Origin of the sequence: Streptomyces sp. NPDC050504, assembly GCF_044458065.1 — a bacterium.
Taxonomy (GTDB): domain Bacteria; phylum Actinomycetota; class Actinomycetes; order Streptomycetales; family Streptomycetaceae; genus Streptomyces.
Genome location: NZ_JBITHO010000003.1, coordinates 868904 through 892384, shown reverse-complemented (window position 1 = coordinate 892384; position 23481 = coordinate 868904). Strand labels below are relative to the sequence as shown.

The window sequence follows — 23481 nt, the reverse complement described above, 5'->3', positions numbered from 1 at the left end:
CTCGGAACGTGCCGCCCCTAGACCTTGCCGCCGCAGATCACGTCGTACGGGCGGCCGATCGCCATCGTCAGCTTCATGGGCTCGGTCGTCCCTGACGGGCACGTCGCCTCGCTCTTGGCCAGTGCGAGCACCTTGAAGTCGCTGCCGCCCGCCGACGCGCACTTCACTTCCTGCGCGGTCGACGAGACGCAGTCGCCCACCACCAACTGGCCGCCGCCCTCGCCCGCGTCACCGGGGTGGGGGGCGGCGAGGTTGCGGCCGCAGACGGTGCTGGTGGGGATGCCCCCGCCGGTCTTCTTGTCGCCCGATCCGTACGACACCGAGACCTTGATGATCAGGTCCGTGCCCGCGGGGCACTGCACGGAGTCCGGGAGCATGCTCCCGGGCTGGATCTCCAGCGCCTTGAACGAGGCGGTGGAGTCCTCGCACCCGATCTTGCGGAAGCCGTCGGGGGCGTCGTCCGGGTCGGGGCCGCCGCAGTCCCCGACCTTCCACGCGCCGGTGGAGCCCGAGCCGTCCTTGCTCGCGGACGACCCCTTGGATCCCTTGCCGTCGCCGAACAGGACCGAGGCGCCGTACCCGAGGCCGAGGACCACCGCCAGGACCACCAGGGCTTGGAGGCAGCCTCCGCGGCGCTGGGCGGGGCGTGGGGGCGTTCCGGGGTGAGCCATGGTGTTCCTCCGGTCGGGGACGGTGCCGGGCGGACGGGGACGGGGCGTGTCAGGGCCGTACGGCCCTGGATGATCGCCCGGCGCAGGAGTGGGGACGCGCCCCGGCCGATGCCCGGTTCCCGTCCGTACGGCCGGGCGGAACCGGGTCCCTCGGGCGGGGCGCGCCCCCAACTCCCTCACCCCACGGGGCGCTTCGCGGGAAACGCCCGCGCCCTCGCCGCCACCACCACGACGAGCACCGGCGCCATGAGCCCCAGCACCGCCCACGGGAAGGACCCGGAACCCGCCAGGTCCAGGAGCACGCCCCCGACGACCCCGCCCCCGGCCATCGCGACGTTCCAGAGGGTCACGAGCATCGCCTGCACGGCGTCCCCCGCGTCCTTGCCCGCGTCGCCCGCGGCCGTCTGGAGCAGGGTCGGTACGCCGCCCCAGCCCAGGCCCCACAGGACGGCGGCCGCGTACACGAGCGCGGTGCTGTCCGCGAGCACGGCGAGCAGCCCCGCGGCCACCGCGACCAGCAGTGCGCTGCCGATGGTCAGGACGCGCAGCTTGCCGTTGATGTGCGCCCCCACGATCCAGATGCTCAGCAGGGACGCGGCGCCGAACACCAGCAGGACGAGGTCGGTCGAACCGCCCATCCCCAAGTCGTCGAGGAACGTGGCGATGTACGCGTACAGCACGGTGTGCGCGAGGACGAACACCAGCGTGACGAAGAGGACCGGGGCGACGCCGGGGACGCGCAGGGCGCTCAGCATCGGCGTACGGGCGCCCCGTGCCTGTCCCGGCCGGTCGGGCACGGCCGCCACGATCCACGCCAGCAGGGCGACGGTCAGCGCGGTCATCGCCAGGAACGCCCACCGCCAGCCGAGCGCGTCGCCGAGGAACGTGCCCGCCGGCACGCCGAGCGAGAGCGCCACCGGTATGCCCGCCATCGCGACCGCCAGCGCCCGGCCCTGGAGGTGCGCGGGCGCGAGGCGGCGGGCGTATCCGGCGAGCAGCGCCCAGGCCAGACCGGCGGCCACGCCCGCGGCGAACCTCGCGACCATGGTCAGGGTGTAGTCGGAGGAGAGCGCGGTGACCGTGTTGGCGGCGGCGAAGCCCGCCATGGCGGTCAGCAGGAGGCGCTTGCGGCGCCAGGCGGCGGTGGCGGCCGTGAGGGGCAGGGCGGTGAGCGCGGTGCCCAGCGCGTAGACGGTGACCGTCTGGCCCGCCGCGGACTCGCCGACGCCCAGATCGGCGCTCATGGCGGGCAGCAGTCCGGCGGGCAGCGTCTCGGTCAGGCTGGTGACGAAGACGGCGGTGGCGAGGGCGAGGAGGGCCGGGAGGGGAAGTCTCCGAGAGGTGTCGGGGGTCCCTTGTACTGGGTCCGTGTTCTTCAACTGCGCTGTGCCGGACATGCGGTGGGGTCCTTACTAGGTGAAGGGAAGGGAGGGGAGGCGAAGGGAAAAGGGAAGTGAAGGGACAGCGGTACGGAGGAGGTACCGGGCTTCCTTCGTGTTTCCTTCGTGGGGAGGGGGCGCCGCTACGCGTCCCGTGCCGTGTCCACGGGCAGTTCCGCGCCCGTGGTGAACACCGCGTCGGCCGCGAGGAACAGGGCGGCGCGCGCCACCGCGTCGAAGGAGCCCCCGCGCCGCGTCCGGGCGCCGTCGTGACCGGTCAGCACCGCGTTCACCCGGATGTTCCGGCCGGACAGTTCGGCGGCCAGCTCCCGTACGGAGGGGCGGAAGGCGGTGTGGCCCTCGGCGACCAGAACCACCGCGCCGCCCTCCCGCAGCAGCGGCAGCAGGGCCCGTACGGCGGCCTCGGCACTGTCCGTACAGTCGGAACCGGGCCCCGCGTACGCGAAGAGGTGGTCGATCCGGCCCAGCCTCCGCTCCACAGCGGGGACGAGTTCCGCGAGCGCCGCGGGATCCGACGGGTCGCAACCGACGACGTGCGCACCGGAGCCGCACTCCGGCGCCACCGCCGCGAGGCCGCCCCGGTCCCGGCCGGTGAGCAGCACGTCGGCGCCGCCCTCCACGAGCCGTTTGGCGACGGCCAGTCCGGGTCCCGGGGCGCCGCCGACGACGACGGCGCTGCTGCCGCCGTACCGCGTCCTGCCGGGCACGCGCCACGGGCCCCGAACATCGCTCGTCTTGTGCGTCCCGCCGCCGCTCGCTGTCATGCGTACGACGGTGCCCGGCGGCCCTTCGGGGCCGCTGACGGTCCGCTGACGGCCGGTGCGCCTGGTGGGAGCGCGCCCGGTGGGAGCGCGCCTGGTGGGAGCACGCTCGGCGGGAGCGCGCTCGGCGAAGTGCGCCGATCGGTACGTGTGTACGGTTCTGGCATGCGGTTCGGGGTGCTGGGTCCACTGGCGGTGTGGGACGACGACGGGGAGCCCGTCAGGGTCCCCGAGGCGAAGGTCAGGGCGCTGCTCGCGGACCTCCTGGTGCACGAGGGGCGGCCGGTCTCCGTGGACCGGCTGGTCGACGACCTCTGGGGCGGGCGGCCCCCGGGCAATCCCGCCAACGCCCTCCAGGCCAAGGTCTCCCAGCTCCGCCGCGCCATCGGCCGCGACCTGGTGGTGCACCAGCCGCCCGGCTACCGGCTGCGCCTCGGCGCGGCCGGCGGCGAGGTGGGCGGCGAGGTGGACGCCGACCGGTTCCGCGCCCTCGCCGAACGCGCCCGCCGCGAGCCCGACCCGCGCACCAGGGCGGCCCTGCTCACGGAAGCGCTGGAGCTGTGGCGCGGACCCGCGTACGCCGACTTCGCGGACGAGGAGTTCGTCCGCACGACCGCGCACCGCCTCGCGGAGCAACGGCTCACCGTCCTTGAGGAGCAGGCCGAGGCGCGCCTCGACGCGGGCGAACACACCCTCCTGACCGGCGAACTGTCCGACCTCGTGGCACGCCATCCGCTGCGCGAACGGCTGCGCGCCGTACAGCTGCGCGCGCTGTACCTGGCCGGGCGGCAGAGCGAGGCGCTCGCCTCCTACGCCGAGCTGCGCGACCGGCTGGCCGACGAACTCGGCCTGGATCCGGGCCCGGAGCTGGCCGCGCTGCACGAGGCGATCCTGCGGCAGGACTCGGCCCTGGGCGTGCGCCACGCGTCCACCGCGCCGGGCGGCGCGCCCGTGGCCCCGTCCCGCCCCACGCCCTTGTCGGTCCGTCCCCACCGGTCCCGGCTGCCCCTCCCTCTCACTTCGCTCGTCGGGCGCGAACAGACCCTCCGTACGCTCGGTTCGCTCCTGTCCGCAGGGCGGCTCGTCACGCTCACCGGGCCCGGCGGGGTCGGCAAGACGCGGCTCGCGCTGGCCGCTGCCGCACAGGCCGAATCGGCGCCCTCCGACACGATCGCGCCCGACGGGGTGTGGCTCGTCGAACTCGCCGGACAGTACGGCGGTGTCGACGACCTCATGGAGTCGGTCTCCGCCGCCCTCGGGCTGCGCGACGACACCCCTGCCGGTACGCGCTCCCCCGGCGCCGCGTTCGCCCTGCCCTCCCCCGCCGAGCGCGTCGCCGACGCCCTGTGCGACCGGCGCGCCCTGCTCGTGCTCGACAACTGCGAGCACGTCGTCGAGGCCGCCGCCGCACTCGCCGACCGGCTGCTGCGCGCCGCTCCGGGACTGCGCGTACTGGCCACCGGCCGGCAGCCGCTGGGCATCGCGGGCGAGGCCGTCCTCCCCGTGGAGCCGCTGCTGCCCGCCGACGCCGAGCGGATGTTCGCGGAGCGTGCCGCGTCCGCCGCCCCCGGCTTCGCGCTCGACGACGCCGCCGCGCGGGACGCCGTGGCGGAGATCGTGCGCAGGCTCGACGGGATCCCGCTCGCGCTCGAACTGGCGGCGACCCGGGTGCGGGCGCTGGGCGTGGGCGAGTTGGCCGCGCGCATCGGCGACCGGTTCCGGGTGCTCGCATCGGGGCAGCGGGGCGCGCCCGCCCGGCAGCAGACCCTGCGCGCGGTGCTCGACTGGAGCTGGGAGCTGCTGAGCGCGCCCGAGCGCATCGTGCTGCGCCGGCTGGCCGTGCACCACGACGGCTGCTCGCTGGAGGCCGCCGAGGCGGTCTGCGCGGGCGAGGGGGTGGCCGCGGACGAGGTGCTGGACCTGGTGGCCCGGCTGGTGGACCGCTCGCTGGTGGTGGTGGTCCCGGGCCGGGCCGGTGCGGCGCCGCGCTACCGGCTGCTGGAGTCCGTCGCCGCGTACGCCGTGGAGCGGCTGCACGAGATGGACGACGTCGCCGCCGTACGGGACCGGCACCTGCGCCACTACCTGGACCTCGCCGAGCGCGCCGAACCGCACCTCAGGAGCGCGGGACAGCGGGAGTGGCTCGCCCGGCTCGACGCGGACGGCGCGAACCTCCGCGCCGCGCTCGACGCGGCACCGTCCGGTGAGGCGGTACGGCTCGCGACGGCGCTGTCGTGGTGGTGGCTGCTGCGCGGCCGTCTGCACGAGGCGTACCGGGCGCTGTCCGCGACGCTGGGCGCCGCGCCCGAGAACACGGAACTCCGTACCCTCCGGGACGCTTTCGCCCTGCTGACAGGCACGCGCCCGGAGCCCGTACAGCCGGGGTCCCGGCCGGATTCCCGGCAGGGGTCCCGGCCGCAGGACGGGCGGGCCGCGTGGCTGTACGCGTACGCCCTGTTCAGCGGTGGCGACCGGGCGGCAGGCGAGGAGGCGAACGCCCGGGTGCTCGCCCGGTTCGAGGCCGACGGCGACCGCTGGGGCACGGCCGCCGCCCTCGCGCTGCGCGCCATGCACGCGCTGGTCACCGGTGACCTCGGCGCGATCGGCAGGGACGGGCTGCGCAGCGCGGCGCTCTTCGCCGAGCTGGGCGACCGGTGGGGCGAGTCGCAGACGGTGACCCCGCTCGCGGTGCTCGCGGAGATCAAGGGGGAGTACGCGGAGGCCGAGCGCCGCCACCGCGAGGGCCTGGCCATCGCCCGCGAACTCGGCCTGGAGACGGAGGTCTCCGCACGCCTCTCCGGGCTCGGCAGGCTCGCCCTGTTCGCGCACGACTGGCAGCGCGCCCGCGAACTGCACGAAGAGGCCCGACTGCTGGCCGTCGAGCAGGGCTACAAGTACGGCGAGGTCCACTCGATGATGGGCCTCGCCCTCGGGGCGCGCCGCTCGGGCGACCTGGCCGGGGCGCAGACGCACCTCTCGCGCATCAGGGAGGGCTACGCGGACGTCTCGTCGGACGTGGGCGACCATCTGCTCCACGCCGAACTGGGCTTCGTCGCCGAACTGTACGGCGATCGCGAGGGTGCGGTGGAACAGCATCGAAAGGGTCTGGCGATCGCCCGCACGATCGGTGAGCCGCGCGCGCTCGCCCTTTCGCTGGAGGGCCTGGCGGGCGCGGCGGCCCTGCGCCCGGAGACCGCAGGGCACGCGGCGGAACTGCTGGGTGCCGCGCACGCGGCCCGGCTCGGGGCGGGCGCGCCGCTGCCACCGGCCGAGCGGGGCGACGTGGACCGGATCGCGGCGGCGGCGACGCGGGCCCTGGGCGGGGCTGCGTTCGAGGAGGCGTTCGCCCGAGGGGCGGAACTCGCGGCGCTGGACGCGGTGGAGCACCTGACAGTGCGGGACTGACCGGACTGACGGAACAGCCGGAAGCCGGACAGCTGGAACACGTTTTACGGCACGCGAGAGGCGGAGGGACCCGATCGGGTCCCTCCGCCTCTCCGTACGCGCGCTCAGGTCACACCAGGCTCGGCTCCTTGTCTCCCCTGTCGGCGGCCGCCGTGTCCACAGCCTGTGCATCCACTTGTGCATCCACCCGCGCACCCTCCTGCGCGTCCCGCTCCTCCGCCTTGCGCCCCTTCAGCAGCAGCAGTGCGAGGAGGGCGGCGCCCACCACCCCGGCCGCACCGGCCAGGAAGCTGCCCGACATGCCCTGGGTGAACGCGTCCCTGGCGGTGGCGGCCAGGGCCCCGTCGCCCGACCCCGCCGCGATCCCGAGGGCGTCGGCGATCGAGTGCCGCGCGGCCTCCGGGGCGGAGTCCGGCATCTCGGACGCGTACGTCCCCGAGAGGACCGCGCCGAGCACCGCGACGCCCAGCGCCGCGCCCGCCTGCTGGATGGTGTCGTTCAGCGCGGAGCCGACCCCGGCGTGCTCGGCGGGCACCGCGCCCATCAGCGCGCCGATCGTGGCGGGCATCGCCAGGCCGCCGCCCGCGCCCATCACGACCATCGCGGTGGCGAGCAGGCCCCAGCCGTCGCCCGCCTCCAGGCCGGAGAGGAGCGCGAACCCGGCGGCGGTGAGCAGGAGTCCGGTGACCGCGACGGCGCGGTTGCCGAGCCTGCCGACGAGCCCGGCTCCGATGCCGTTGAAGACGAGGCTGGCGACGGCGAGCGGGGTGAAGGCGAGGCCGGTCTCGGTCGGGGTGTACCCGGCGACGAACTGGAGGTACTGGGTGAGGACCAGCATCAGGCCGCCGTTGGCGAAGGTCAGCAGGACCAGGGAGAAGCTGGCACCGGTGAAGACGCGGTTGCGGAAGAGGGCGACCGGGATCATCGGGGACCCGGTGCGCAGCTCCCACACCGCGAACCCGGCGAGCGCGGCGACGCCGACGACCAGCGAGACGACCGTTCCGGTGTGCGAGAGGCCGCCCTTGGGAAGCTCGTTGATGGTCCAGACGAGCGCGGTCATGCCGACGACGGAGAGCACCATGCCGAGCGGGTCGGCCTTGCGGGCGGGGCCCTTGGACTCGGGCATCAGGACCAGCGCGGCAACGATCGCCAGGACCGCGATCGGAACGTTGATCAGGAAGACCGCGCCCCACCAGAACTTCGCGATCAGCACGCCGCCGAGGACGGGGCCGCCGACCAGACCGACCATCGCGACGGTGGACCAGGCGGCGATCGCCTTGGGGCGCTCGGCCTCGTCGAAGACCGTGATGAGGATGGAGAGGGTGCTCGGCATGATCAGCGCGCCGCCGACGCCCATCAGGACGCGGGCCAGGATCAGTTGGTCGGGGCTGTCCGCGACCGTCCCGAGCAGTGAGGCGGCCCCGAAGACCGCAAGCCCGACGATCATCACCTGGCGGCGGCCGAAGCGGTCGGAGAGGCTTCCGGCGGTGAGCAGCAGCCCGGCGAAGACCAGGATGTACGACTCGATGATCCACTGGATGTCCTGCGAGCCCGCCCCGGTGTCCTCGGCCATCGCCGGGATCGCCACGGTCAGCGCCATGTTGTCGATGACCAGCACCAGCGTGCTGAGGCACAGCACGATCAGGATCAGCCAGCGTCGCGGGTGACGCCCTTCGGTCGCTTCCACGGGAACCCCTCACACTCATTCGGCGCGTACGTCGTGCCCTCGATGCGCACACTGTACGCACGACGGAACAGCGTGCGCAAGAGAGGTATGTCGTACGCGAGAGGAGGGGGGGAGGGAAGAGAGGAAGGGGGGAAGCGTCGAAGGCGGGGGCGAGGGCGAGGGGCACGGCGCACCGGCATCCTGCGGGTGGCCCCCGGCCCGGGGAAAACCGCACGGTCACGCGGAGCGCCCCGCACCACCCTCCGCACTCCCCGACAGCACCGCGCCCCGCACGATCCACCGCGCCGCCTTCGCCGCGGCCTCCACGGGGCCCGTGTCCCTGGCAGCGCGGCCCAGCATGAACGCGCCCTCCAGCAGCGCGATCACCGAGACGGCCGTCTCCCGCGCCACGCCCTCCGGGAGGCCGCTCGCCGCGTAGTACGCGGCGAGCGCCGCCGTCCAGCTGTCGAACACCTCGGCCGTGGCAAGCCGCAACCCCTCGTGCGTACTGGCGACTTCGAGCGCCACCGTCGCGATCGGGCACGGGTCGGCGAAATCCAGCTCGCGCAGCGTCCCGGCCGCCCCGAGGAACGCCTCGCCCGTCGCATCCACCAAGTCCCTGCCCGGTACGAAGAGTTCACCGATGAGCTCCAGGTACGCCGCACCCGACGTGCGCACCACCTCCTCGCCGAGCTGCGCCTTGCCGCCGGGGAAGAAGTGGTACGCCGATCCGTACGGCGCCCCGGCCGTCGCGACGATCTGCTTCATCCCGGTCGCCGAGTAGCCCTGGCGCCGGAAGAGCTCGGTGGCCGCCGAGACGATGCGCTGTCTGGTGTCGCCCGTGGTCCTCATGTTCGCTAGCCTCTCACTAGATCGGTCTATCAAGTGAGAGGCAGGATCATGCCCGAGGTGGAACTGAGCGCGGGAACCGTGGAGTTCACCGACACCGGGGAGCCCGACGGCAGCACGACGGGGTCCGCGCCGGACGGGCCGGACCGTTCAGATGGTTCGGGCACCTCGGCGGGCACGGTCGTCCTCGTCCACGGCCTCGGTTTCGACGGCTCCGTCTGGGACGCCCTGGTGGAGGAGCTGCGCCCCGACTACCGGGTGGTCGTCCCCGTACTGCCGATCGGCAGCCACCGCACCCCCATGCGCCCGGACGCCGATCTGTCGGCACGGGGAATGGCCGTACTGCTCGCGGAGTTCCTGGACCGGCTCGACCTGCGCGACGTCACCCTCGTGCAGAACGACGCGGGTACGGCCCAGCTCCTCGTGGGCGTACGGGACGAGCGTGTCGGACGGCTGGTGCTCACCTCCTGCGAGGCGCTGGAGAACTACCCGCCGGGGTTCCAGGGCAGGACCCTGCACGCGGCGGCCCGGGTGCCTGGCGGCCTGTTCCTGCTGCTCCAGTCCTTCCGGGTGCCGTTCCTCGTACGGATGGGCTCGTCGCTCGGCGGGATGGCGAAGCGGCCGATCCCCTTCGAGCTGGTGCGCCGCTGGTACCGGCCACTGCTCACCAGCGGTGCGATCCGCAGGGACCTGCGGAAGTTCGTCCTGGGCGGCAGCAGGGACACGTACCTCAAGGCGGCGGAGAACCTCGCCGCCTTCGACCGCCCCGCACTGGTGGCCTGGGGCGCGGAGGACCGGATGATGCCGCACCGTACGGGCAGGCGGCTGGCGGAACTGCTGCCGGACGGACGGTACGTGGAGATCCCGGACGCGGGGACGCTGGTGCAGCTGGACAACCCCTCTGCCCTCGCGGAGGAGTTGCGGCGCTTCATCGCGTCGACGGTTCCCGGGCGCCCGTAACGGACGGACACGTGACGGACGGGCACACCACGGGCCGGGGCGCGACAGGCGGGCACGTAACGGACGGGCACGTAACGGCCCCGGGCGCGACGGACGGGTACACGACGGACGGGCGCGCGACGGCGAGGTCGCGCGCCCACCCACTCGTCCGTACGGTCAGCCGAGCAGCCGGGCGGTGATCTTCGCCAGGCGCTCGCCCTGGTAGCGGGCCGCCGCCAGGACGTTCTCGTCGGGCGCGCCGCTGCCCGCCGCGTGCGAGGTGCCGTACGGGTTGCCGCCGGCACCGTACACGACCGGGTCGGTGAAGCCGGGCGAGACGATGACCGAGCCCCAGTGGTGGAACGTGTTGTAGAGCGCGAGCAGCGTGGACTCGTTGCCGCCGTGCGCGTTGTGGGCGCTGGTGAACGCGGTGGCGGGCTTGTCGATCATGACGCCCTGCTGCCACAGCCCGCCCGTGGTGTCGATGAACTGCTTCAGCTGCGACGAGATGTTGCCGAAGCGGGTCGGCGAACCGAGCGCATAGGCGTCCGCCCAGGTCAGATCGTCCAATGTGGCCGTCTCGACGTCCTGCGTGGCGTCGACGTGCTCGCGCCAGGCGGGGTTGGCGTCGATGGCCGCGTCGGGGGCGAGCTCCGGCACCCGGCGCAGCCGCACCTCGGCGCCCGCCTTCTCCGCACCCTCGGCTATGGCCTGGGCGAGCTGGTGGACGGTGCCGGTCGAGGAGTAGTAGACGACGGCGATCTTGGCAGACATGGCTGGGCCTCCGGGCGGGCGACGTGCGGGCATGGCGTACGGGGATGACGTGCGGGAACGCGGCGGACTCCGGTGGCGAACTCCGGCGGGGGACCCAGCGGGGGACCCACCCGAGGAGCTGAAGCGGATAGCCATCCGTTTCCGTTGGCACGAGTTAAACGGATGGCTATCCGTTTGGCAAGACCTTCCGGAGGGCTAACCGGATAGTTTTCCGTTACGCTCGGGACATGAGCCGTGAGATCCCCGCACCCGCCTCCCCCGGCCTCGGCCTGCCGCTCGCGGGCGAGGCCCCGCCCGAGCGCGCCGACGCCGCCCGCAACCGGCGGAAGATCGTCTGCGCGGCGGCCCGGATCGTCCGCGAGCAGGGGCCCGACGCGCTCACGATGAACGCGGTCGCGCACGCCAGCGGCATCGGCGTGGGCACGGTCTACCGCCGCTTCGGAGACGTGGGACAACTCCTCGTCGCGCTGCTGGACGAGCGCGAACGACAGCTCCAGGAAGCCTTCTTGAGCGGCCCGCCCCCGCTCGGCCCCGACGCGCCGCCCGCCGTACGGCTCCGCGCCTTCCTGCACGCGCTGGCCGACCGGGTGCTGGAGCAGCGGGAGTTGATGTACGCGGCCGAGGCGGCGTCGCCCGAGGGGCGCTACAGGGGCGCCCCGTACATCACGCAGCACGCCCACACGGCCATGCTGATCAAGCACATCAAGCCCGAGGCCGACGCGGTGGTCCTGGCGGACCTGCTGCTCGCCCCCTTCGTACCGAGCATGCTGTGCCACCTGACCCAGGGGCGGGGCGCGACGCCGGAACGGATCAGGGCGAGCATCGACGAGTTGCTGGGGATGAGCGGACTGGACGGGGCCGGAGACGGACGGGCGGACGCGGACACGCCCACCGAGCAGAGCCGAACCGAGGAGGGCTGACACCGAGGAGGACCGAGCCGCCCCCCTTACCCCTCGCCCCTCACCCCTCGCCCCTCCCCCTTCGCCTCTCCCCCCTCACCCCTCGATCAGCCGCTCCAGCCCGTCCAGGATCAGCGCCAGGCCGAACTCGTAGGCGCGGTCCGGGCTGTGCAGCGCCTGGTACGCCTCCCCCGCGGCGCTTCCCACGCGCGTGGCGACCGGGTACCGGTCCGGGTCGAAGACCCGGGCGAGCAGCGGGGCGTTGGCCGTCCACCACTGCTCGTCGGACATGGCGGTCTCGCGCTCCACGGCCGCCGCGTCATGGGCCGTGCGCGCGATCGACTGGACGAACGCGAGCAGGTGCGAGAGCGCCAGGTCCTGCTGCACGTCACCGAGGCCGAGGCCCTCGAAGGCGCTCAGCTCGTGCTCGTACTTGGCCATCAGACCGGGCCCGAGCGGCGGCCTCGACAGGGGAAGCGCCGAGACCCAGGAGTGCCGGACGTAGAGCGCCAGGTTCTCGTGCGCGATCGCCGAGATCCGCTCGCGCCACGAGCCGCCGGGCGCCGCCGGGCGCTCCATCCGCAGATAGACGGCGTCGAGCATCAGATCGAGCAGCTCCGCCTTGCCCGGCACGTACGTGTAGAGCGTCATGGGCGTGACGCCCAGGTGCTGGGCCACCCGCCGCATGGTGACGGCGTCCAGCCCCTCGGCGTCGGCGACCGCGATCGCGGCACCGACCACCGCGTCGACGCTCAGCCCCTGCTTGGGGCCCCTGGTCCTGGCGCCGCTCCTCCCCCCGCCGCCACCGCCGCCGCCTCCGGCCCTGCCGTCACCGCCGGCCTCCCGCCACAGCAGCTCCAACGTGCGGGAGGGGTCACCCGAGTCGCTCCGGTCCTTAGCCATGAACCAATTCTCCCTCACCCCTTTTCTTCGTACGAAGTATAGAGTACGTTGTACAAAGTAACGCTGAAAGCCTTGCCGCAGCTCTGCTCAGCCTCGCCCTGGGAGTCCCGCATGCAGATCACCTCGACCGCCCTCTCACTCACCGTCGACGACACCGCCGCGTCGGCCGCGTTCCTCGCCAAGCACTTCGGGTTCGAGGAGGTCGCGGCGGCGGACGGCTTCGTCTCGCTCGCCCGCGAGGGCGCCCCGAACGTCATATTCCTGAAGCGCGGCACGGAAGTCCTCCCCGAGGGCTTCCGCGACGAGCGCGCCGCGGGCGTGATCGTCGCGTTCACGGTCGACGACCTCCCCGCCGCGTACGAACACCTGCGCGCCGAAGGCGTCTCGATCACCATGGAGTTGAGGGTGGAGCCGTGGGGAGAGCGGCTGTTCCAGGTGACCGACCCCAACGGCGTCACCGTCCAACTGGTCGACTGGGTAACGCCCGCCTGACCCGCCTTACCTGCATTACCCGCCTGACCTGCCTGACCTGCCTGACCCGCCTGACTCTCCCGGCCCACCGCCCAACAGCCCGACCCAGAGCAGAGAGCGAGGACCGGCATGCCTGCCGACCAGCAGAAGATCACCGCCGACAGCCACCACCTGATCGAGGTCCGAGGAGCCCGCGAGAACAACCTCAAGGACGTCTCCCTCGACCTCCCCAAGCGACGGCTCACGGTCTTCACCGGCGTCTCGGGCTCGGGAAAGTCCTCGCTCGTCTTCGGCACGATCGCCGCCGAGTCGCAGCGCCTGATCAACGAGACGTACAGCGCCTTCGTCCAGGGCTTCATGCCGAGCCCGGGGCGCCCCGACGTGGACGAGCTGCGCAACCTGAGCGCGGCGATCGTCGTGGACCAGGAGCGGATGGGCGCCAACTCCCGCTCCACGGTGGGCACGGCCACCGACGCGTACGCCATGCTGCGCATCGTCTTCAGCCGGCTCGGCACCCCGCACGTGGGCACCTCGGGGGCCTTCAGCTTCAACGTCCCCGAAGGGATGTGCCCCGCCTGCGAGGGGACCGGCAAGGTCTCGGACGTCGACGTGGCCGAGCTGGTCGACCGGGACAAGTCGATCAACGAGGGCGCGATCAAGGTCCCCGGGTACGGCGTGGACTCCTGGCCCTGGTCCGTCATGGCCGGGTCCGGCTTCTACGACCCCGACAAGAAGCTGGCGGACTTCACCGAGCGGGAATGGGACGACCTGCTGCGCAAGACGGCGGTCAAGGTGAAGGTCGGCAGCAACGGCTTCACCTACGAGGGCCTGGTCACCAAGCTCCAGCGGACCGTCCTGGTCAAGGACCGCGAGGCGATGCAGCCGCACATCCGGGCCTTCGTCGACCGGGCCGTGGTCTTCACCGCCTGCCCGACCTGCGACGGCACCCGCCTCACCAGGGCGGCACTCTCCTCGAAGATCAACGGGCTGAACATCGCCCAGTGCTCCTCGATGCAGATCAACGACCTGGCGAAGTTCGTCCGGGACCTGGACGAGCCGTCGGTGGCGCCGCTCCTGGCCGGGCTCCGCGACCTGCTCGACTCCCTGGTCGAGATCGGCCTCGGGTACCTGTCCCTGGACCGCCCTTCGGGCACGCTCTCGGGCGGCGAGGCGCAGCGCGTGAAGATGGTGCGGCACCTGGGCTCGTCCCTCACCGACGTCACGTACGTCTTCGACGAGCCGACCACCGGCCTGCACCCGCACGACATCCAGCGCATGAACGACCTGCTGCTGCGCCTGCGGGACAAGGGCAACACGGTCCTGGTCGTCGAGCACAAGCCCGAGGTCATCGCCATCGCCGACCACGTGGTGGACCTCGGCCCCGGCGCGGGCTCGAACGGCGGGGAGCTCTGCTACGCGGGCGACGTCGCGGGCCTGCGCGCGTCCGGCACGCTCACCGGGCGCCACCTGGGCCACCGCACCCGGCTCCGCGAGACCCCGCGCACCCCCACGGGCCACCTCACGATCGAGAACGCCACTGCGCACAACCTCAAGAACGTCTCGGTGTCCGTCCCCACCGGAGTGCTCACCGTCGTCACCGGGGTGGCCGGTTCCGGAAAGTCCTCGCTCGTCCACGGCCACCTCTCCGGCCGGGAGGGCGTCGTCGTGGCCGACCAGTCGCCGATCCGGGGGTCCCGGCGCTCGAACCCGGCCACGTACACCGGACTGCTCGACCCGATCCGCAAGGCGTTCGCCAAGGCCAACGGGGTCAAGCCCGCCCTGTTCAGCGCCAACTCCGAAGGCGCCTGCCCGCACTGCAACGGCGCCGGAGTCATCTACACCGACCTCGCCATGATGGCCGGCGTCGCCACCCCCTGCGAGGACTGCGAAGGCAAGCGGTACACCCCCCAGGTCCTCACCTACACGCTGGACGGCAAGAACATCAGCGAGGTGCTGTCCATGTCGGTGGACGAGGCGCACGACTTCTTCGGTACGGGCCAGGCCCGCACCGTCCTCGGCCGCCTCCGGGACGTGGGCCTCGGCTACCTCCGCCTCGGCCAGCCCCTCAACACCCTCTCCGGCGGCGAGCGCCAGCGCCTCAAGCTCGCGATCCACATGGCGGAGAAGTCCTCCACCTACGTCCTGGACGAGCCGACGACGGGCCTCCACATGGCGGACGTCGACAAACTCCTGGCGCTGTTGGACCGACTGGTGGACGACGGCAACACGGTGGTGGTGATCGAGCACCACCAGGCCGTGATGGCCCACGCGGACTGGCTCATAGACCTCGGCCCGTCCGGCGGCCACGACGGCGGCGAAATCGTCTTCACGGGAACGCCGAGGCAGTTGGTGGACCGGGGCGACACGCTGACGGCCCACCACCTCCGCGAGTACGTCGGCTGACAGGGGCCCCGGGCCTTCCCCGCGCCCCGACAGCGGCGCGGGGAACCGCCCGGGAGCACGGGAGCACGGCACACGCCGCACGCACCCACCCCGCGCGACGGGACCCCGCGAAGCCCCCGCGCACCGGACCCCGCGAAAAGCCGGCGCCCCACCCCCGCCCCTCTACTCGTGCACCGCGCCCTCCACGTGCCCCACGGGCTCCACCTGCACCGTGGAGTGCGCCACGTCGAAGTGCTCCCCCACACACCCCTGCAACCGCCCCAGGACCACCCCCAGCCCCTCCTCCCGCACGACCGCCTCGTCCACCACCACGTGCGCCGTCAGGACCGGCATCCCCGACGTCACCGTCCACGCGTGCAGATCGTGCACGTCCACCACCCCCCGCTCCGCCAGCAGGTGCCCCCGCACCTCCCCGAGGTCCATGTCCTGCGGCGTCGCCTCCAACAGGACGTGCACCGCGTCCCGCAGCAGCCCGTACGACCGGGGCACGATCAACAGGCCGATCACGATCGAGGCGACCGGGTCCGCCGCCTGCCACCCCGTGAACAGGATCACCAGCCCGCCCACGATCACCGCGACCGACCCCAGCGCGTCCCCCAGGACCTCAAGATACGCCCCGCGCAGATTCAGGCTCTGGTCCTTGGCGTCCCGCAGCAGCCACAGCCCCACCAGGTTCGCGAGCAGCCCGCCCACCGCGACCGCGAACATCAGCCCGCCCTCGACCTCCACCGGATTCCGGAAGCGCCCGATCGCCGACCAAAGGACCCAGACGAAGATCCCGAGCAGCAGCAGCGCGTTCAGCACGGCGGAGAAGATCTCCACCCGGTAGAAGCCGAAGGTCCGCCGGGGCGTCGGCGCCCGCTGCGCCAGCGTCACCGCGCCCAGCGCCAGTGACACCCCGACCGCGTCCGTGAGGCTGTGCGCCGCGTCCGCGAGCAGCGCCAGGCTCCCCGACAGCAGACCGCCCACGACCTGGATGACGGTGATCGTTCCGCTGATGGCGATCGTCAGCACCAGCCGCTTGCGGAACGAACCGCTCAGCGTCCCGCTGCCCGCCGCGACGGACGCCGTGCTCGGCCCGTGGTCATGACCCATACCCGCCAGTCGAGCACAGGAAGCCCTTACTTGCGACACATCCATTCACAGGAGGAACCCAAGTCGCTACGTTCGGCTCACCCTGTTCACCCGCACGCTCGCACCGGAAGGACGACGGACTCCTGTGAACGCAACTCGCCGCAGAGCCACAGCTCTCGCCGCAGCCGCCGCACTGGCCACCCCGCTCCTGCTCGCAGCGGCCCCCGCGTCGGCCCAGCACCCGACCGCAGCAGGAAAGGACCCCGCCAAGGAAGCGGCCAAACTGGCGCGGCAGCTGGTCAAGGGCGCGAAAGCCGAGGACGCGTACAAGCACCTGAGGCGGTTCCAGGCGATAGCCGACTCCGCGGGCGGCCACCGCTCGGCTGGCTCCCTGGGCCACGACGCCTCCGCCGCGTACGTGTACAGCGTGCTGAAGAAGGCCGGGTACGACGTCTCGTACCAGACCTTCCAGTTCACCTACATCGAGACGCTCGCCGAGAAGCTGCGGGTCACCTCGGGCACCCCGCGCGACCTGACCGTGCGCGCCATGTCGTACACCAAGTCCACGCCGACCGGCGGCATCAACGCCTCCCTCGCGGTCGTCCCGGCCGACGCCACCACCGGCTGCGAGGCGTCCGACTACGCCTCGGGCACCTTCACCGGCAAGATCGCGCTCATCAAGCGCGGCGGCTGCGACTTCGCCCTCAAGCAGGCCACGGCCGCCGCCGCCGGCGCGGTCGGCGCGGTGATCTACAACAACGTCCCCGGGGCGCTCAACGGCACCCTCGGCTCCCCCGAGGCCGGAAAGCTCCCGACCGGCGGCATCACCCTCGCCGACGGCGAGGCCCTCGTCGCCGAGGCCGCCCAGGGCGAGGTGAAGCTCAACCTGGAGATCCGCCAGCTCCAGGAGCTGCGCACCACGCGCAACGTCATCGCCGAGACCAAGGGCGGCCGGTCCGACCGGACCGTCATGCTCGGCTCCCACCTCGACTCGGTGACCGCGGGCCCCGGCATCAACGACAACGGCTCCGGCTCGGCCGGTCTCCTCGAAGTCGCCCAGGAGCTCGCCAAGTCCAAGGCCAAGCCCGCGAACAAGGTCCGCTTCGCCTGGTGGTCCGCCGAAGAGCTGGGCCTGCTCGGCTCCGAGCACTACGTCGCGCAGCTCACCGAGGCACAGCGCAAGGACGTCAAGCTCTATCTGAACTTCGACATGATCGCCTCGCCGAACTACGGCCAGTTCGTCTACGACGGCGACGACTCCGACGGCACGGGCGCGGGTCCTGGCCCCGAGGGCTCGGCCCAGCTGGAGCGGGACATCAACACCTTCCTGGACTCCAGGAAGCAGCCACACGAGGGCACCGACTTCAGCGGCCGCTCCGACTACGGCCCGTTCATCGAGGTCGGCATACCCTCCGGCGGCACCTTCACCGGCGCCGAGGGCATCATGACGGCGGCCCAGGCCGAGAAGTTCGGCGGGCAGGCCGGGGTGGCGTACGACAAGTGCTACCACGCCAAGTGCGACGACCTCGGGAACATCAACATGAAGGCGTTCGACGTCAACGTCGACGTCATAGCCAACGCCGTGGGCACCTACGCCCACGACCTGTCCTCGCTGACCAAGCCGGTCGTCTCCAAGCCCACCGTGGGCGGCGACACCGGAGGCGGCGGGCTGCACGGCGACCACGCCCACGACGGCGTCCGTTCCTAGACGCTCCCGGCCGGGCGCGGCGCGCCGCGGGCCTCAACGCCTGCGGCGCGCCGTACCGAAGAGGGACCGGGTGATCTCCCGCCCGATCTGCGTCCCCGCCGACCTGAGCAGCGACTTGAACATCCCGCTGTCCATCACCTGCTCGGCGAGCGAGGGATCCGGCGCGGGCCTGTCCCGAGCCGCGGCCTTCGCCGCCTTCTCGGCCTTCACCGCCTCCGCCGCGTCGGCGGCCTCCGCGGCGGCCCGCAGCGCGGCCTGCTCCGCCGCCGCCTGCTCGGCCGTCAGCTTCTCGTACGCCGACTCCCGGTCGACGGCGTCGGCGTAGCGCGCGTACAGCGGCGAGGCCCGCACCGCGCCGTCGAGCGCCGCCTCCCCGATCGGCCCCATCAGCGACACGGGCGCCCGCAGCCGGGTCGCGGCGACCGGGGTGGGCGCGCCCGTCTCGCTCAGCACGGTGATCACCGCCTCGCCCGTGCCGAGCCGGGTGAGCACCTCCTCCAGGTCGTACGGGGAGTTGGGGAACGTCCGCACGGTCGCCTTCAGCGCCTTCGCGTCGTCGGGCGTGAAGGCCCGCAGCGCGTGCTGCACGCGGTTGCCGAGCTGGGCGAGCACATCGGCGGGCACGTCCTTCGGCGTCTGCGTCACGAAGAACACCCCGACCCCTTTCGAGCGAATCAGCCGGACCGTCTGGGTGATCGACTCCAGGAACGGCTTCGACGCGCCCTTGAAGAGCAGGTGCGCCTCGTCGAAGAAGAAGACCAGCTTGGGCCGCTCCACGTCCCCGACCTCGGGAAGGTCGTTGAACAGGTCCGCCAGCAGCCACATCAGGAACGTCGAGAAGAGCTGCGGCTTGTCCTGTACGGCGGGCAGTTCCAGGACCGACACGATCCCGCGCCCGTCCGGGCCCTGCCGCAGCAGCTCGCCCGTGTCGAACTCCGGCTCCCCGAAGAACTCCCCCGCCCCCTGCTGCTCGAAGGCGGTGATGGACCGCAGGATCACCCCTGCGGTGACCGTGGAGAGCCCGCCGATCCCCTTGAGTTCGGCCTTCCCGGTGTCCGACACCAGATGGGCGACCACGGCCCGCAGGTCCTTCAGGTCGATCAGTTCGAGGCCCTTGCCGTCGGCGTAGTGGAAGATCAGCCCGAGCGACTGCTCCTGCGTCGGGTTCAGCTGGAGGACCTTCGACAGCAGGACGGGCCCGAAGCTGGTGACCGTCGCCCGCAGCGGGATGCCGTGGCCGAGGCCGCCGAGCGCGTAGAACTCGCTGGGAAAGCCCTGCGCTTCCCACTCCTGACCCACCTGACCTGCGCGTTCACGCACCTTCTCGCCGTCGGCGCCGGGCGCCGAGATGCCCGAGACGTCGCCCTTCACGTCCGCGAGGAAGACCGGCACGCCGTTCGCGGACAGCTGCTCGGCCAGCAGTTGCAGGGTCTTGGTCTTGCCCGTGCCCGTGGCGCCCGCGACCAGCCCGTGCCGGTTGAGCATCCCCAGCGGGACGCGGATCCGCGCCTCGGGGAGGCAGGCGCCGTCCCAGAGCAGCGCCCCGAGTTCGAGGGCGGGGCCCTCGAAGGCGTACCCGGCGGCGATGTCCTGCGACGGCTGCGGCGGCGACTGCTGCGGCTGAGTCACGACGGCCCCTTTTTTCAAGGTCTGCGGCAGATTGCCCCAGCATCGCAGTACGTCTCCATGGCTGCGCCCGGAGGCGCTTGCCCGGTAGGCTTTCCGTGTGATCTTCAAGCGCATCGGAAACGGACGGCCGTACCCCGACCACGGCCGGGAAAGCACCCGCCAGTGGGCGGACGTAGCACCGCGACCGGTCCGCCTCGATCAGCTCGTCACCACCAAGGGCCAGCTGGACCTGGAGACCCTCCTCGCGGAGGACTCCACCTTCTACGGCGACCTCTTCGCGCACGTCGTGAAGTGGCAGGGCGATCTGTATCTGGAGGACGGACTGCACCGCGCGGTGCGCGCCGCGCTCCAGCAGCGGCAGGTGCTGCACGCGCGCGTGCTGGAGCTCGACGCCGCGACCTTCGGCCCCGTCGAACTGAGCTGACGCCCGCTCCGCTCCCCGCGCCCTCGGGCCCCTACGCCTTTAGGGCCATTTGGGCCGCACACGGGCACAACCCGTTGATCACTTAATAGGAATCGCCATCGGGCGGCACTACGCTGCGCCCATGAGCATGCTCACTCCCCCTGGTATGGGCGGAAAGTACCGCATCACGGGTGACAAATATCCGCGCATGCGGCGCCCCGGCAACCGTCGCAGGATCGTGCTCGCGGTCGTCGCCGCGGTGGTGGCCCTCGGCCTGGCCGGCTGGGGAACGCTGCAGCTCATCGACGTCTTCACGGGCGACGGCGAGAAGGCGGAGGCGGCGGGACGCGGCACGGACTGCAAGGCGGTCGCGGCCGCGCCCGTGGCGAAGCCCAAGGCCGTGACCCTGCCCGGACCCGGGCAGATCTCCGTCAACGTCTACAACGCGACGCCGCGCTCGGGGCTCGCCAAGTCGGTGGCCGACGAGCTCAAGAAGCGCGGATTCGCCGTGAAGACCTTCGGCAACGCCCCCGCCGCGTACGACAAGAAGGTCCCCGGGCCCGGAGTGCTGCTGGGCGCGCCCAGCGCGGCGAAGGGGCCGTTCGCGGTGCTCGCCACGCAGCTGAAGGGCGCGCAGCAGAAGACGGACGCGCGCAGGACGCCGGACGTGGACCTGATCCTGGGTACGGCGTACAAGGCGCTCACGCCGAAGAAGGCCGCCGACGCCGAGCTGGTGGCGCTCGCGCACCCGAAGAGCGCGGCGGGAGCGGGCTGCGCGAAGAAGTAGGGGCGGGAGGCGTTCCCGAAGCCCTGCCCCGGTTCCGGGAAGGGGCGGGGTGGGGTGCCGCCCGCCGCAGGCGGTACGCCTCCCCCGGGAGCCGTACCGCCGCGAGCCGTGCCGCGCCTTCCCGGTGAGGGCTACTCCGCCGTGCCGTACATGCGGTCGCCCGCGTCGCCGAGCCCGGGGACGATGTACCCGTTCTCGTTGAGGCGCTCGTCGACCGAAGCCGTCACCACCGTCACCGGCGTCCCCGCCAGCTCGCGCTCCATGACCTCGACGCCCTCGGGCGCCGCGAGCAGGACGACCGCCGTGACGTCGTCCGCACCGCGCTTGATCAGCTCCTGGATCGCCGCCACCAGCGTCCCGCCGGTCGCGAGCATCGGGTCCAGGACGTACACCTGGCGCCCGGACAGGTCCTCGGGCATCCGCGTCGCGTACGTCTCCGCCTGGAGCGTCTCCTCGTTGCGGATCATGCCGAGGAAGCCCACCTCGGCGGTCGGCAGCAGCCGCACCATGCCGTCGAGCATGCCGAGCCCGGCGCGCAGGATCGGCACGACCAGCGGGCGCGGGTGCGAGAGCCGGACGCCCGTGGTGGGCGTGACCGGGGTCACGATGTCGACCTGCTCGGTGCGCACGTCCCTGGTGGCCTCGTAGGCGAGCAGGGTGACCAGTTCGTCGGCGAGGCGCCGGAAGGTCGGGGAATCGGTGCGCTGGTCGCGCAGCGTGGTGAGCTTGTGCGCCACCAAGGGGTGGTCGACGACGTGGATCCGCATGTCACCACAGTATCCCCGGCCGGCATCAACGTGCCGCCCCGAGGGAAGGTGGGGGACAGTGGACGTATGCAGGGGGGACGTACGGGACGGAACCCTAGCCCTGGGGTGGTTCACCGATGCCAGACCCGGAACAGCCCGAGCACTCGGCGCCGCCGAGCGACTCGGAGAGCGATGCCGAGCGCCGCAGGCGGCGTGCCCAGTTCCTCCGGGAGCTGAACGAGGCCAAGGCGCTGCGCGAGCGCGTCCAGCCGCGTCGGGCGCGCGCCGCGAGAATGCGCCAGGCCATGCGGATGCGGACCTTCCGCTGGTAGTGCGCGCGGTGCGCCGAGGGCGGTTCGGGCGGGTACGGCACCCCGCTCACCAGGCCCGCGTCAGAACTGATGGACGACGCAACCGCGGAAGACCTCTCGCGAACGCCTCGTTTCTGCCACGATTCCGAGTGGGCGGGGTACAGACAGCCGATGTGGCTGTCCTCCCGTCGGACCGACACACCTATGACCAGTGGGAGAGTCACGGTGTATTTCGCCGCACTGCTCGCGCGCACCGAAGACGGGTGGGAAGCGAGCGACACGGAGCTCGACGACGTGGAGACCCTGTCCGACCTGACGGACCTGGCCCGTGAGGCCGCGATCGACGAGGACACCGTGCTGGTCCTCATCGAGCAGGAGGACGCCTGGTTCGGCGTCGTCCGCGTGGACGGCGAGGACGATCCGCGCATCTACGTCTCGGACGCGCTCGCCGCCGCCCGCTCCTCGTACGGAGAGATCCTCACCAACGAACTGACGGGCGGAGACGACGACCCCGAAAGCGAACTCGACGACCTGGACGCCCTGGACCTCGACGGCACCGAGGAACCGGACGACGAAGGCGCCGCACCGGACGGCGACCTGGACGACGACGAGGGCGCGAGCGCGCCCGGGGCCCACTCCGCCCTGCCGGCGGGCCCGCTGGGCGACCGCGAGGTCCTCGCCGACCTCGGGGTCTCCGAGAAGGACCTGCTCGCCCTCGACAACACCGACGCGCTGACCGACATCGCCGACACCCTGGGGGCGTCGGAGCTGCTGGAGGCAGTGCGCTAGTGGAGCACGAGCACGACCCCGTACGAGATCCCTGGCGGGCCGCGATGCGGCTCGCCCTGGACGAGGCGGCGCACGCGGCGTCGGCCGGCGACGTGCCGGTCGGCGCCCTGCTGCTGGACCCCGCGGGCGCGGTCCTGGCCGCGGGGCACAACGAACGCGAGGCGACCGGCGACCCGACGGCGCACGCGGAGGTGCTGGCGCTGCGCAGGGCGGCGGCGAAGCTGGGCGAGTGGCGGCTGACCGGCTGCACGCTCGTCGTGACCCTGGAGCCGTGCGTGATGTGCGCGGGCGCGCTGGTGCAGTCCCGGGTGCGGCGGGTCGTCTACGGCGCCCGCGACGAGAAGGCCGGGGCGGCGGGTTCGCTCTGGGACCTCGTACGGGACCGCAGGCTGAACCACCGCCCCGAGGTGATCGCGGGGGTGCTGGAGGCGGAGTGCTCGGACCGGCTCACGGCCTTCTTCAGGACCCGCTGAGGACGTTTTCCGATACCGATTTCAGAGCACGGCCCACCTTGGGCTAAGCTCTCTCTCGGTAGCGTGTCCGAGCGGCCGAAGGAGCTCGCCTCGAAAGCGAGTGTGGGGAAACTCACCGAGGGTTCAAATCCCTCCGCTACCGCTCTTGATACAAGGGCCCCGGTGCTTCGGCACCGGGGCCCTTGTCGTGCTGCCGCCGTGCCGCCGAGGCGTTTGTGGCCCCTTCAGGACGTGCGGAAGCCCCGGCCACAGGGGGGAGTGGGCCGGGGCTTCGCGTTTTGGACGGGGGGAGCGGCATCGGGGGGACAAGCCGCTCCCCCCGATGAGAACGGCTCCTCGTAGTCCACGCCGCGATCAGGGGGGGGAAGCCCGCGCCGTGGACCCCGCAGTGAGGTCCGTTCCTCGCCCGGTGGGATTCCT

At 72.4% G+C, this 23481-nt stretch carries 21 protein-coding genes and 1 tRNA gene; 12 read left to right on the top strand and 10 right to left on the bottom strand.

The genetic code is table 11. The features are described 5' to 3' along the window. Nucleotides 1-17 precede the first annotated feature (17 nt). The 3 genes from ACIBNE_RS14900 to ACIBNE_RS14890 all read right to left on the bottom strand — a co-directional run bounded on the left by ACIBNE_RS14900 (nt 18) and on the right by ACIBNE_RS14890 (nt 2835). Nucleotides 18-671, bottom strand: coding sequence for a hypothetical protein (locus ACIBNE_RS14900; RefSeq protein WP_399271366.1), 654 nt, complete (start codon nt 669-671; stop codon nt 18-20). A gap of 176 nt (nt 672-847) precedes the next feature. Beyond that, nucleotides 848-2068: an MFS transporter gene (locus ACIBNE_RS14895; protein ID WP_399271367.1), complete on the bottom strand. Its 1221-nt coding sequence runs from the start codon at nt 2066-2068 to the stop codon at nt 848-850. Between the two features lie 125 nt (nt 2069-2193). Beyond that, on the bottom strand, nt 2194-2835 hold the full coding sequence (locus tag ACIBNE_RS14890) for an SDR family NAD(P)-dependent oxidoreductase (RefSeq protein WP_399271368.1): 642 nt from the start codon (nt 2833-2835) through the stop codon (nt 2194-2196). A gap of 162 nt (nt 2836-2997) precedes the next feature. Between ACIBNE_RS14890 and ACIBNE_RS14885 the strand changes: the two genes are divergently transcribed. Beyond that, entirely contained in the window at nt 2998-6237 is a 3240-nt protein-coding gene (locus ACIBNE_RS14885; RefSeq protein WP_399271369.1) for a BTAD domain-containing putative transcriptional regulator, read from the top strand. Nucleotides 6238-6346: 109 nt separating this feature from the next. On the opposite strand, the gene ACIBNE_RS14880 is transcribed toward ACIBNE_RS14885, so the two are convergent. Both ACIBNE_RS14880 and ACIBNE_RS14875 read right to left on the bottom strand, forming a co-directional pair. Further along, a complete protein-coding gene (locus tag ACIBNE_RS14880; RefSeq protein WP_399271370.1) occupies nt 6347-7924 on the bottom strand; it encodes an MFS transporter in 1578 nt (525 codons plus the stop codon). 216 nt (nt 7925-8140) lie between these two features. Next, the gene (locus ACIBNE_RS14875) at nt 8141-8755 is read right to left on the bottom strand and encodes a TetR/AcrR family transcriptional regulator (RefSeq protein WP_399271371.1); all 615 of its coding nucleotides are present in this window, start codon (nt 8753-8755) and stop codon (nt 8141-8143) included. A 48-nt stretch (nt 8756-8803) separates the two neighbouring features. Here ACIBNE_RS14875 and ACIBNE_RS14870 point away from each other — a divergent pair, with 48 nt between their 5' ends. Then, on the top strand, nt 8804-9712 hold the full coding sequence (locus tag ACIBNE_RS14870; RefSeq protein ID WP_399271372.1) for an alpha/beta fold hydrolase: 909 nt from the start codon (nt 8804-8806) through the stop codon (nt 9710-9712). A 156-nt stretch (nt 9713-9868) separates the two neighbouring features. Here the strand turns inward: ACIBNE_RS14870 and wrbA are convergent, their stop codons facing one another. Beyond that, nucleotides 9869-10465 (bottom strand): NAD(P)H:quinone oxidoreductase, encoded by a 597-nt coding sequence (gene wrbA, locus ACIBNE_RS14865; protein WP_399271373.1) that lies wholly within the window; start codon nt 10463-10465, stop codon nt 9869-9871. 227 nt (nt 10466-10692) lie between these two features. On the opposite strand from wrbA, the gene ACIBNE_RS14860 reads away from it, so the two are divergent. Further along, on the top strand, nt 10693-11385 hold the full coding sequence (locus tag ACIBNE_RS14860; protein WP_399271374.1) for a TetR/AcrR family transcriptional regulator: 693 nt from the start codon (nt 10693-10695) through the stop codon (nt 11383-11385). Nucleotides 11386-11460: 75 nt separating this feature from the next. Here ACIBNE_RS14860 and ACIBNE_RS14855 read toward each other — a convergent pair whose 3' ends face one another. Then, on the bottom strand, nt 11461-12267 hold the full coding sequence (locus ACIBNE_RS14855) for a TetR/AcrR family transcriptional regulator (RefSeq protein WP_399271375.1): 807 nt from the start codon (nt 12265-12267) through the stop codon (nt 11461-11463). Between the two features lie 111 nt (nt 12268-12378). On the opposite strand from ACIBNE_RS14855, the gene ACIBNE_RS14850 reads away from it, so the two are divergent. Both ACIBNE_RS14850 and ACIBNE_RS14845 read left to right on the top strand, forming a co-directional pair. Further along, nucleotides 12379-12759: a VOC family protein gene (locus ACIBNE_RS14850; RefSeq protein ID WP_399271376.1), complete on the top strand. Its 381-nt coding sequence runs from the start codon at nt 12379-12381 to the stop codon at nt 12757-12759. Between the two features lie 108 nt (nt 12760-12867). Continuing rightward, nucleotides 12868-15141 carry an ATP-binding cassette domain-containing protein gene (locus tag ACIBNE_RS14845; RefSeq protein WP_399271377.1) on the top strand — a complete coding sequence of 758 codons (2274 nt, stop codon included), beginning with the start codon at nt 12868-12870 and terminating at the stop codon, nt 15139-15141. Nucleotides 15142-15303: 162 nt separating this feature from the next. Here ACIBNE_RS14845 and ACIBNE_RS14840 read toward each other — a convergent pair whose 3' ends face one another. Continuing rightward, nucleotides 15304-16236 carry a cation diffusion facilitator family transporter gene (locus ACIBNE_RS14840; RefSeq protein WP_399271378.1) on the bottom strand — a complete coding sequence of 311 codons (933 nt, stop codon included), beginning with the start codon at nt 16234-16236 and terminating at the stop codon, nt 15304-15306. A 124-nt stretch (nt 16237-16360) separates the two neighbouring features. Between ACIBNE_RS14840 and ACIBNE_RS14835 the strand changes: the two genes are divergently transcribed. Further along, nucleotides 16361-17923 carry a M28 family metallopeptidase gene (locus ACIBNE_RS14835; RefSeq protein WP_399271379.1) on the top strand — a complete coding sequence of 521 codons (1563 nt, stop codon included), beginning with the start codon at nt 16361-16363 and terminating at the stop codon, nt 17921-17923. Between the two features lie 33 nt (nt 17924-17956). On the opposite strand, the gene ACIBNE_RS14830 is transcribed toward ACIBNE_RS14835, so the two are convergent. Beyond that, on the bottom strand, nt 17957-19552 hold the full coding sequence (locus ACIBNE_RS14830; RefSeq protein WP_399271381.1) for a helicase HerA-like domain-containing protein: 1596 nt from the start codon (nt 19550-19552) through the stop codon (nt 17957-17959). A 97-nt stretch (nt 19553-19649) separates the two neighbouring features. Here ACIBNE_RS14830 and ACIBNE_RS14825 point away from each other — a divergent pair, with 97 nt between their 5' ends. Beyond that, nucleotides 19650-19976, top strand: a complete 327-nt coding sequence (locus tag ACIBNE_RS14825; RefSeq protein WP_399271382.1) for a type II toxin-antitoxin system VapB family antitoxin — start codon at nt 19650-19652, stop codon at nt 19974-19976. 121 nt (nt 19977-20097) lie between these two features. Then, nucleotides 20098-20742 carry a LytR C-terminal domain-containing protein gene (locus ACIBNE_RS14820; RefSeq protein WP_399271383.1) on the top strand — a complete coding sequence of 215 codons (645 nt, stop codon included), beginning with the start codon at nt 20098-20100 and terminating at the stop codon, nt 20740-20742. A 131-nt stretch (nt 20743-20873) separates the two neighbouring features. Here the strand turns inward: ACIBNE_RS14820 and upp are convergent, their stop codons facing one another. Continuing rightward, on the bottom strand, nt 20874-21509 hold the full coding sequence (upp, locus tag ACIBNE_RS14815) for a uracil phosphoribosyltransferase (protein WP_399271384.1): 636 nt from the start codon (nt 21507-21509) through the stop codon (nt 20874-20876). 116 nt (nt 21510-21625) lie between these two features. Here upp and ACIBNE_RS14810 point away from each other — a divergent pair, with 116 nt between their 5' ends. The 4 genes from ACIBNE_RS14810 (at nt 21626) to ACIBNE_RS14795 (ending at nt 23203) form a co-directional block, all read left to right on the top strand. Then, the gene (locus ACIBNE_RS14810; RefSeq protein ID WP_399271385.1) at nt 21626-21820 is read left to right on the top strand and encodes a hypothetical protein; all 195 of its coding nucleotides are present in this window, start codon (nt 21626-21628) and stop codon (nt 21818-21820) included. A 204-nt stretch (nt 21821-22024) separates the two neighbouring features. Next, complete coding sequence (locus ACIBNE_RS14805) at nt 22025-22588, top strand: hypothetical protein (RefSeq protein ID WP_399271386.1); 564 nt, start codon at nt 22025-22027, stop codon at nt 22586-22588. Between the two features lie 44 nt (nt 22589-22632). Then, nucleotides 22633-23061 (top strand): tRNA adenosine(34) deaminase TadA, encoded by a 429-nt coding sequence (tadA, locus tag ACIBNE_RS14800; protein ID WP_399271657.1) that lies wholly within the window; start codon nt 22633-22635, stop codon nt 23059-23061. A gap of 57 nt (nt 23062-23118) precedes the next feature. Then, nucleotides 23119-23203 (top strand) — tRNA-Ser (locus ACIBNE_RS14795). Nucleotides 23204-23481: the final 278 nt, after the last annotated feature.